Source organism: Pseudomonas sp. HMWF006 (assembly GCF_003061205.1).
GTDB classification, from domain to species: domain Bacteria; phylum Pseudomonadota; class Gammaproteobacteria; order Pseudomonadales; family Pseudomonadaceae; genus Aquipseudomonas; species Aquipseudomonas monsensis.
This window is the reverse complement of record NZ_QAIU01000252.1, coordinates 1-9,985: the sequence shown is the minus strand read 5'-3', so window position 1 is coordinate 9,985 and position 9,985 is coordinate 1. Positions and strand designations below refer to the sequence as shown.

The 9,985-nt window shown below is 61.9% G+C and carries 8 protein-coding genes and 2 pseudogenes; 6 read left to right on the top strand and 4 right to left on the bottom strand.

Annotated features, from left to right (window positions below):
* From tauB to tauD, 3 genes and pseudogenes are all read left to right on the top strand, one after another.
* Window positions 1–187, top strand: a pseudogene (tauB, locus tag DBR24_RS31910) (taurine ABC transporter ATP-binding subunit); the annotation flags it as partial.
* A complete protein-coding gene (gene tauC / locus DBR24_RS10345; RefSeq protein ID WP_128614682.1) occupies window positions 184–1,017 on the top strand; it encodes a taurine ABC transporter permease TauC in 834 nt (277 codons plus the stop codon). The pseudogene tauB and the gene tauC, both read left to right, overlap by 4 nt.
* Window positions 1,018–1,161: 144 nt before the next feature.
* A complete protein-coding gene (gene tauD, locus DBR24_RS10340) occupies window positions 1,162–2,004 on the top strand; it encodes a taurine dioxygenase (RefSeq protein ID WP_128614681.1) in 843 nt (280 codons plus the stop codon).
* Window positions 2,005–2,202: 198 nt separating this feature from the next.
* On the opposite strand, the gene mgrA is transcribed toward tauD, so the two are convergent.
* The gene (mgrA, locus tag DBR24_RS10335; protein WP_007917913.1) at window positions 2,203–3,240 is read right to left on the bottom strand and encodes an L-glyceraldehyde 3-phosphate reductase; all 1,038 of its coding nucleotides are present in this window, start codon (window positions 3,238–3,240) and stop codon (window positions 2,203–2,205) included.
* 109 nt (window positions 3,241–3,349) lie between these two features.
* Entirely contained in the window at window positions 3,350–4,648 is a 1,299-nt protein-coding gene (locus DBR24_RS10330) for an LLM class flavin-dependent oxidoreductase (protein ID WP_128614680.1), read from the bottom strand.
* Between DBR24_RS10330 and DBR24_RS10325 the strand changes: the two are divergent.
* A pseudogene (locus DBR24_RS10325) lies at window positions 4,616–4,873 on the top strand (substrate-binding domain-containing protein); the annotation flags it as partial. The gene DBR24_RS10330 and the pseudogene DBR24_RS10325 overlap by 33 nt on opposite strands.
* Window positions 4,874–5,060: 187 nt before the next feature.
* Entirely contained in the window at window positions 5,061–5,321 is a 261-nt protein-coding gene (locus DBR24_RS10320) for a hypothetical protein (RefSeq protein WP_123470533.1), read from the top strand.
* A 24-nt stretch (window positions 5,322–5,345) separates the two neighbouring features.
* Here the strand turns inward: DBR24_RS10320 and betT are convergent, their stop codons facing one another.
* Entirely contained in the window at window positions 5,346–7,307 is a 1,962-nt protein-coding gene (betT, locus tag DBR24_RS10315) for a choline transporter BetT (protein WP_177490504.1), read from the bottom strand.
* A 402-nt stretch (window positions 7,308–7,709) separates the two neighbouring features.
* Entirely contained in the window at window positions 7,710–8,636 is a 927-nt protein-coding gene (epsC, locus tag DBR24_RS10310) for a serine O-acetyltransferase EpsC (protein WP_123470529.1), read from the bottom strand.
* Window positions 8,637–8,826: 190 nt separating this feature from the next.
* Between epsC and DBR24_RS10305 the strand changes: the two genes are divergently transcribed.
* On the top strand, window positions 8,827–9,831 hold the full coding sequence (locus DBR24_RS10305; RefSeq protein WP_128614679.1) for a D-cysteine desulfhydrase: 1,005 nt from the start codon (window positions 8,827–8,829) through the stop codon (window positions 9,829–9,831).
* Window positions 9,832–9,985 lie beyond the last annotated feature (154 nt).

Sequence of the window (9,985 nt, the reverse complement as noted above, 5' to 3'; positions counted from 1 at the left end):
GATTCTGCTGGCGCCGAATCCGGGGCAGATCGTCGAACGTCTGCACCTGGATTTCGGCCAGCGTTACGCCGCCGGTGAGTCCGCCCGAGCGATCAAATCCGACCCGCGTTTTATCGAAACCCGCGAGCACGTGCTGAGCAAAGTGTTCTCGCAACGCAGCGCCGTTCAGCGGCAGGAGCGCGCATGAGCAGTTACGACGTTTCCGCTGCGGCGGTGAAATCCCCTTCGGTGGCGATTCCCGTGCGGCGCAGCTTCAGCACGCGCTGGATCAGCCTGCTGACCTTGTTCGCCTTGCTGGTGCTCTGGTGGGCGGTGACCGCCAGCGGTTTGATCGAACCGCTGTTCCTCCCACCACCGTCCGCCGTGCTGCAAAAAGGCTGGCTACTGGCGACCACCGGCTACATGGATTCAACCCTGTGGCAGCACTTGGGCGCGAGCCTGAGCCGCATTGGCCTGGGCCTCGGTTTTGCGATTCTGACCGCAGTGCCGGTGGGCATTGCCATCGGCGCCAACCGTATCGCCCGTGGCGTGCTCGATCCGCTGATCGAGTTCTACCGACCGATTCCGCCACTGGCTTATCTGCCGCTGATCGTGATCTGGTGCGGCATTGGCGAGTTGTCGAAAGTGCTGCTGATCTACCTGGCGATTTTCGCCCCGATTGCCATCGCGACTGCGACCGGCGTGCGCACTGTCGACCCGGCGAAACTGCGTGCCGCACAGTCGCTCGGCGCCACTCGCGCACAACTGATTCGCCACGTGATTTTGCCCAGCGCCCTGCCGGACATTCTTACCGGTGTGCGCATCGGTCTGGGCATCGGCTGGTCGACACTGGTCGCCGCCGAATTGATCGCCGCCACCAGTGGGTTGGGCTTCATGGTGCAGTCTGCTGCGCAATTCCTGGTCACCGATGTGGTGGTGCTGGGGATTCTGGTGATCGCCCTGATCGCGTTCGCCATGGAACTGAGCCTGCGCGCCCTGCAACGTAAACTGGTGCCGTGGCACGGCCAGGCGCACTGAAAGTCGCCCCTTTAAATCCTTGCAGGAGTGAGCCTGCTCGCGATTGCGGAGTGTCAGGCAACGGCTGTTGTGAATGACAAACCGCTATCGCGAGCAGGCTGGCTCCTACAAAAAGCTCTATCCCCGAATTCGAAGAGTAAGACCATGAGCAGCCTGACCATCACCCCCTTAAGCTCGGCCCTCGGCGCACAGATCAGCGGCGTCGATGTCAGCCAGCCGTTGAACCTGGAACAGCGCGACGCCATCGAGCAGGCGCTGCTCCAGTATCAAGTGCTGTTCTTCCGCAACCAGCCGATCGAGCCGCAGCAGCAGGCACGCTTTGCCGCGTACTTCGGTGATCTGCACATTCATCCGATCTACCCGAACGTGCCGGAGCAGCCGGAAGTGCTGATCCTCGACACCGCCGTCACCGACGTGCGCGACAACGCGATCTGGCACACCGACGTAACCTTCCTGCCGACCCCGGCGATGGGCGCGGTACTCAGCGCCAAGCTGTTGCCGGCGTTTGGCGGCGACACCTTGTGGGCCAGCGGAATTGCCGCGTACGAAGCACTCTCGGCGCCGATGAAAAGCCTGCTAGAAGGGCTGACCGCCACTCACGACTTCACCCGTTCGTTTCCGCTGGAGCGCTACGGCAACACGCCGCAAGCGCTGGCGCAGTGGGAAGAGGCGCGGCGCAAGAACCCGCCGCTGTCGCACCCGGTGATCCGCACCCACCCGGTGAGTGGACGCCGTTCGTTGTTCGTCAACGAAGGCTTCACCTCGAAGATCAACGAGCTGTCGGAAACCGAGAGCGAGGCGATTCTGAAGTTCCTGTTCGCGCACGCGACGCGGCCGGAATTCACCATTCGCTGGCGTTGGCAGAAGGACGACATTGCGTTCTGGGACAACCGCGTGACGCAGCATTACGCGGTAGACGATTACCGCCCGGCGCGGCGGGTGATGCAGCGGGCGACGGTGTTGGGGGATGTGCCGTTTTTTCGCTGAGCCGTTTTAACAGCCAAAAGCCCCTCACCCTCACCCTCTCCCGGAGGGAGAGGGTCAGGGTGAGGGGCTTTAGAGGTACGCCGACCTGATATTGCTTTTCTGAATCCATAGTCGAAGCAGTTTTTCAGGTCGATGTATGGCTACAGACACCTCGGTCGGCGCCCTCTCCCTCTGTGAGAGCGCTGATGTGAGGGTGACTCACTCCGCCGTCGAAGGCTTCTCCCAAAGATTGATCCCGCCCTCCTGGGCAAACCGGTCAATCTCCGCCAGCTCTTCAGCACTGAAGCTCAGGTTCTTCAACGCCCCGACGTTCTCGATGATCTGCTCTGGCCGGCTCGCACCGATCAGCGCCGAGGTCACCCGTGGATCACGCAGGGTCCAGGCCAGCGCCAGTTGCGCCAGGCTCTGGCCGCGACGCTTGGCAATCTCGTTCAGTGCGCGCACGTGCGCGATGTTCGCCTCGGACAAGTGCGAGGCCTGCAGCGAACCACCGCCCGGACGATTGACCCGCGCATCCGCCGGCACGCCGTTGAGGTATTTGTCGGTGAGCAGACCTTGCGCCAACGGAGTGAAAGCGATGACCCCGGTGCCGAGTTCGTCGGTGGTGTCGAGCAGATCCTTTTCGACCCAGCGATTAAGCAGGTTGTACGCCGGCTGATGAATCAGCAGCGGTACTTTCCACTCTTTGAGCAGCGCGGCGATCTCGCGGGTTTTCACCCCCGAGTACGACGAGATGCCGATGTACAACGCCTTGCCCTGCTGCACGGCAGTGGCGAGGGCGCTGGCGGTTTCTTCCAGCGGGGTGTCCGGGTCGAAACGGTGCGAATAGAAGATATCCACATAATCCAGGCCCAGGCGCTGCAGGCTTTGATCGAGGCTGGCCAGCACGTATTTGCGCGAACCGCCGCCCTGACCATATGGCCCTGGCCACATGTCCCAACCGGCCTTGCTGGAGATGATCAGCTCGTCGCGGTACTGCTTGAAATCTTCACGCAGCAGGCGCCCGAAATTGATCTCGGCGCTGCCATACGGCGGGCCGTAGTTGTTGGCGAGGTCGAAGTGGTTGATCCCCAGGTCGAACGCGGTGCGCAGCAAGGCGCGCTGGGTGTCGATCGGCGTGCTGTCGCCAAAGTTGTGCCACAGGCCCAGCGACAACGCCGGCAGCACCAGACCGCTGCGGCCGACGCGGCGGTAAGGGATGGAGTCATAGCGGTTTTCGGCAGCGGTGTAAGTCATCGAATCCTCTCTTGTCTGTCTTGAATGGGTGTCGACTTCTTCGCGAGCAAGCTCGCTCCCACAGGTAAATGCATTCCAGATGTGGGAGCGAGTTTGCTCGCGAAGGGTGCTACACAAATCTATTGCCGGGTCGGGCAAGGCCCAGATTCTCGCGCAAGGTCCGGCCCTCATACTCGGTTCTGAACAGCCCACGCCGCTGCAGTTCCGGAACCACGCCATGGGCAACGTCTTCCAGCCCGCCCGGCAGGTGCGGCACCAGCACATTGAAGCCATCCGCCGCGCCCTGCTCGAACCATTCCTGCAAGCGGTCGGCAATCTGCGCCGGCGTGCCCACCAGGCTGTAATGCCCGCGCCCGCCAGCAATTTTGCGACCGAGTTCGGCGAGGCTCAGGTTCTCCCGACCTGCCAGTTCAGTGAGCAATTTCTGCCGGCTCTGCTGACCGCTTTCCGTCAGTGGCAATTCCGGCAGCGGACCGTCCAACGGGTACTTCGACAAATCGAAGTTGCCCAGCATACGCCCAAGCAAGGCGACGCCAACCTCCGGTTCGACCAATTGCTGAAACGTTTCACACTTTTCCTCCGCTTCGGCTTCCGTTTGCCCGACGACAACAAAGACCCCCGGCATGATTTTCAGCGAATCGGCACTGCGCCCGTACTTCGCCAAGCGGCCTTTGAGGTCGGCGTAAAACGCTTGCGCGCCGGCCAGCGAGGTCTGCGCGGTGAACACCACCTCAGCGGTCTGTGCCGCCAGTTCACGCCCGGTCTCGGAAGAGCCGGCCTGCACGATCACCGGTTGCCCCTGTGGCGAGCGCGCCACGTTCAGCGGGCCTTTGACCCGAAAGTGCTCGCCGACGTGCTCCAGCACATGCAGCTTCGCAGGGTCGTAATACTCACCGCTGGCCTTGTCGCGGTGAAAGGCGTCGTCCTCCCAACTGTCCCAAAGCCCGGTGACCACTTGATGAAACTCCCGCGCGCGGCTGTAGCGCTCGGCGTGGCCGATGTGTGCGTCACGCCCGAAGTTCAGCGCTTCGGCGGCGTTGTCCGAGGTCACCAGATTCCACCCCGCACGTCCGCCGGACAGGTGATCGAGCGAAGCGAATTTACGCGCCACGTGGTACGGCTCGTTGTAGCTGGTGGTCGCAGTGGCGATCAGGCCGATGTGTTCGGTCACCGCACTGAGGGCCGAGAGCAGTGTCAGCGGTTCAAAGTGATCGGAGCGGGCCATGCGACTGGCGATGTTTTGAGTCGGCGCGGCAACGCTGTCGGCAACGAACAATGTGTCGAATCTGGCCGCCTCGGCAATCTGCGCCAGACGCTTGTAGTGAGCGAAATCCAGACCGGCATTGGCCGGCACCTGCGGGTGACGCCACGCGGCGACGTGGTGCCCGGTGGCCTGCTCGCCGGGCAACGCGCCGGCCTCAAGATCCCCGAAGACTGCGCTGTACTCGGCTTCGGTGATTACCCGTTCGCCGAGATGCTGTTGCCGAGCCTGAGCACGATCAAACCGCCGGCACTGGAAATCGGCGTGCTGGCGGCAACGCGGGTTCTGGAAAGCCTTGGGGTGTTGCCGAGTGATGATGTGCAGCGCCTGAATTTATTGCAGTGCAAGGTGATCGAGCGCGAGAGCACCTGATGAAGTTGGCGGGGGCTGGATTGGCTATGCTCTAAAGGGCACCGAGGTGGCCCTGTCGCGAGCAGGCTCACTCCTACAAGGAATGCGGTTGGCCACAGGATTTGTGCGCAGCGCGTTCACTGCAGGAGTGAGCCTGCTCGCGATAGAGGTCCATCAGGCGATATCCATCTACCAGGCAGAACCCGCCATGCACACCGCCATCATCATTTTCTTCGGCCTGGTCCTGCTCGCCCTGATGCTCTACATCGGCGAGCGTGTTGGCTTCAGTCGGCAGACCATGGCCTACGGCTTCGCCGCGCTGTGGCTGGCGTTGACGGTGATCAATGGCGCAGTGGGGGTGGTGCATGCCGGGCAGTCGCCGGGGTCGGAAATAGCGATTGGCAGTGCGGTGTTCGGGGTGCCGATGGCGGCGATGGTGTTGTTCATGGTGCTGAGCGCCGGGTCGTAAAACGTCCCGGCGCTCGGTTCACGATCAACGCACCAGATGCAGGAACTGCATGTGGCGTTCGTATTGGTCGAGGATGTCGTTGATGATCTGCTCCTTGGTGTAACCCACCAGATCATAGTCCTGACTGCCCTCGCTCAGGTGCACTTCAGCGCGGTAGTAGCGGCGGTTGTTGAGTTGCTTGGACCCCATGCCACCGCGCGCAAACGACGGCGTGAAATAGCCGCGCATCTGCACTTGATAGATGAACGGATGCAACTCGCCATGGCCGATTTCCAGGCTGACGTTGTCATGCGCCGGATCTGGCTGAGTGACCACGTTCAGGCCTTTTTCGACGAACACCGCCGTCACCTCCTCAATCGCCGGGCGCACCGTGGTGTCCATGAAGCGGTACACCTCGTCGCGTGACGGGAAGTGCACAGCCTGGCTCAGGCGCTGACGCCAGCCACCCTTGCCACGCCGCGAACCGGATACCGGCGCCAGCGAATGCAGTTGCGCGATCTGTTTCTGCGACTCCAGATAGAACGCCTTGTGCAGGCCCCACATCATCAGCAGCAGGATCAACGAGAACGGCAACGAGGTCAGCACCACCGCCGACTTCAGCGCATCAATGCTGCCGGAGAACAGCAGCGCACTGGTGATCAGCGCCGTCATCGCGCCCCAGAACACCCGCAGCCATTTCGGCCCGTCTTCATCGGGGTTACCACCCTTGGCCGACAGGGTCGAGAGCACCACAGTGCCGGAGTCGGCCGAGGTGACGAAGAACACAAAGCTGATGAACACCGTCACGGCGATGACGGTCTTGCTCCACGGGTAGGTTTCCAGCAGCAGGTACAGGGTCATCGACGGGTTGTCGATGGCCGACATGCCCAGCGCACTCATGCCGTGATTAAGCACCTGATCCAGCGCGCTGTTGCCGAAGATCGACATCCACGCCAGGGTGAAACCGAGCGGAATCAGCAGCACGCCGAAGACGAATTCACGGATGGTCCGGCCACGGGAAATCCGCGCAATGAACAGGCCCACGAACGGCGACCACGCGATCCACCAGGCCCAGTAGAACACGGTCCAGCCGCCGAGCCAGTCGCTTGGCTTGTCGTAGGCGTAGAGGTCGAAACTCTTCATCGGCAAGGCGCCGAGGTAATCGCCGAGGTTCTGGATCAGGGTGTTGAGCAGGTGCTGGGTAGGGCCGGCGAACAACACGAACAGCAGCAGCGCACAGGCCAGCAGCATGTTGATGTCGGACATGACCCGCACGCCTTTATCGACACCGGAAACGGCAACGATGATCGCCGCGCCCATCATCAGTGTGATCAGGCCGACCTGAATCCACTGGGTATGGGCGATGCCGAACAGGTAGTCCAGTCCGGAGTTGAGGTGCAGCACACCAAAACCCATGTCGGCACCCAGGCCGAACACCGTGGCGATGATGCCGAAGCCATCCACCGCATAGCCGATCGGGCCGTTGATGCGTTTGCCGATCAGCGGGTACAACGCCGAGCGCAGCGCCAGCGGCAGGTTATGCCGGTAGGCAAAATACGCGAGGGCCATGCCGACGAAGGCAAACACGCCCCAGCCATGCAGGCCCCAGTGCAGAAACAGAATCTGCATCGCCTGCCGCGCCGCTTCGGCGGTGCCGGCCTCGCCTTGTGGCGGTTGCAGCATGTGGGTCAGCGGTTCCGAGACGCAAAAGAAAAACAGCGTGATGCTGATCCCGGCAGCGAACAGCATGCCGGCCCAGGACAGGTAACTGAATTCGGGCTCGTCGTGGTCGGCACCGAGTTTGATCTTGCCGTAGCCGGATAACGCGGTGACCACCACGAAGACCAGATACAGCGTCATCGCGAGCATGTAATACCAGCCGACCGTATTGGCCGCCCAGTTTTGTGCCGCCAGCAACCAGGCTCCAGCCTGCTCCGGCATGGCAATGACAACGAGACCAAACAGCAGAATGACCGTCGCGGCGAAGTAGAACACCGGCGGATTCATGCGTACCAGACCGCTGGCGGGGGTGGACGATGCACTCATGAACGGTGCACCTCGAGGGGTTGAAACGTGGCTGAAATGATCGGACTCAGCAAAGGCAAGCCTCCTGTTGTGAGCGGGCAGCGAACCACCGGTTTAACTTGAATGAACGTTCAAGTTAAACATGGATAGGGCGCTAAGGACTAATCGCACGGCCAAGCGGTAGTTTTCCTACGCTAGCTCAAGGAGAGGTATGACGCTGGTTTGAGGGGATTCGTTCACTGGAGAATTGGCTGAATGCCATTATCCCGATTCGGTCTGAAAACCATTCGCGAGCAAGCTCGCTCCCACATTCGAATTGCATTCCATGGTGGGAGCGAGCTTGCTCGCGAAGAGCTCAGCAACCGCGAAGCAAATTCCAGAAGCCTACTTCTGCGTCCCGTCATCATGCTGCAGATTGGCCTGGGTCAGATTGCACCCCGCCGGCACACTGCGGGTCAGCCAGACGTTGCCGCCGATGGTCGAGCCCTTGCCAATGGTGATCCGCCCGAGAATCGTCGCCCCGGCGTAAATCACCACGTCGTCCTCGACAATCGGATGGCGTGGATGGCCCTTCTGCAACTGCCCGTCTTCATCTGCCGGGAAGCGCTTGGCGCCCAGGGTCACCGCCTGATAGATCCGCACGCGTTCGCCAATGATCGCGGTCTCGCCGATCACCACACCCGTGCCGTGGTCGATGAAGAAACTACGGCCAATCTGCGCGCCCGGGTGAATGTCGATACCCGTCGCTGAATGCGCGATTTCCGCGCTGATCCGCGCCAGCAGCGGCAGCCCGGCGCGATACAAATGGTGCGCCAGACGATGGTGGATCACCGCCAGAATTCCCGGATAGCACAGCAGCACTTCATCGACGCTGCGCGCCGCCGGGTCGCCGTGATAGGCCGCCAATACGTCGGTGTCGAGCAACGCGCGCAGGTCCGGCAAGGCCAGGGCGAAGTCCTGAATAATGCGGATCGCCTGCTGCTCCACGTCGCGGTCGTCCTGCGCGCTGTGCCGGGCGACGTAGCGCAACTCCAGCCGGGCTTGCGCCAACAGCGCATTCAGCGCCGTGTCGAGGGTGTGACCGACGTAGAAGTCTTCACTCTCCTCACGCAAATCCACCGGCCCCAGGCGCATCGGGAACAATGCGCCACACAGCGCCTCGAGAATCTCCGCCATCGCCGCGCGGGACGGCAACTCGCGACCACCCTGCTCGCCGGAGGCCCGGCCATTTTGTGCACGCCACTGATCCCGCGCACTGCGCAGTTGGCTGACGATGGTCTGCAGTTGCCAATGGCTGGAACGCTCGCTCACGGTAAAGACTCCTCACGGGCGGCCGGACGGTCTGGCCGCGTTAACGGCGACTACTTTACGGCAAGGCCACGATGACGAATTAAGAACCGATAGTGCTGGCCTAAGCACGTTTGGCTATAAGCGATTGACGGTTGCCCCGGTAAAACCGCGTGCCTATAGTCCTGTCATCTTCCTCCGCCAGTACGGAACCATGTCCACACAACCGATCAAACACCAGCTGGAACGCTTCAACCGCCTCGACCTGCTCGGTCAACCGACCCCACTGGAAAAACTCGAACGCCTGTCCGCCTGGCTCGGGCGTGACGTGTACATCAAGCGCGATGATTTGACGCCGCTGGCCATGGGCGGCAACAAGCTGCGCAAACTCGAATACCTCGCCGCCGATGCCCTCGCCCAAGGCGCCGACACGCTGATCACCGCGGGCGCCCTGCAATCGAACCACGTGCGCCAGACCGCGGCGCTGGCGGCGAAACTCGGCCTCGGTTGCGTGGCCCTGCTGGAAAATCCTCTGGGCACCGACGACGGCAACTACACCGGTAACGGCAATCGCCTGCTGCTGGATCTGTTCGACACCAAGGTCGAGCTGGTCGACAACCTCGACAACGCCGACGAACAACTGGCCGCCCTCGCGGTGCGCCTGCGCAGCAACGGCAAGAAACCATATCTGGTGCCAATCGGCGGCTCCAATGCCCTCGGTGCGCTGGGCTACGTGCGTGCCGGCCTGGAACTGGCCGAACAGATCAAGGACACCGGCCTCGATTTCGCCGCCGTGGTGCTGGCCTCGGGCAGCGCCGGAACTCATAGCGGGCTGGCGCTGGCATTGAGCGAAGCCTTGCCGCAACTGCCGGTAATCGGCGTGACCGTTTCGCGCAGCGAAGAAGATCAACGCCCGAAAGTGCAGGGGCTGGCCGAGCGCACGGCGGACCTGTTAGGCGTGAAATTGCCAGAGAACTTCAAGGTCGAGTTGTGGGACGAATACTTCGGCCCGCGTTATGGCGAGCCAAACGCCGGGACCTTGTCGGCGGTGAAGCTGCTGGCAAGCCAGGAAGGCCTGCTGCTCGACCCGGTATACACCGGCAAAGCCATGGCCGGTTTACTGGACGGCATCGGCCGCCAGCGTTTCAACGATGGCCCGATCATATTCCTGCACACCGGCGGCGCCCCGGCATTGTTTGCCTATAAGGATTTTCTGTAACGGAAAGATCAAAAGATCGCAGCCCCCAACAGCTCCGAAAGAAATAAGCCCCCCACAAGGACCGAACCACCCAATAGGCCGAGTGTCAGCTCGCCTGCTCTTGATCTTGATCTTGATCTTGATCTTCAGGCCCCTTCGGCAGGCTGAGTGGAGG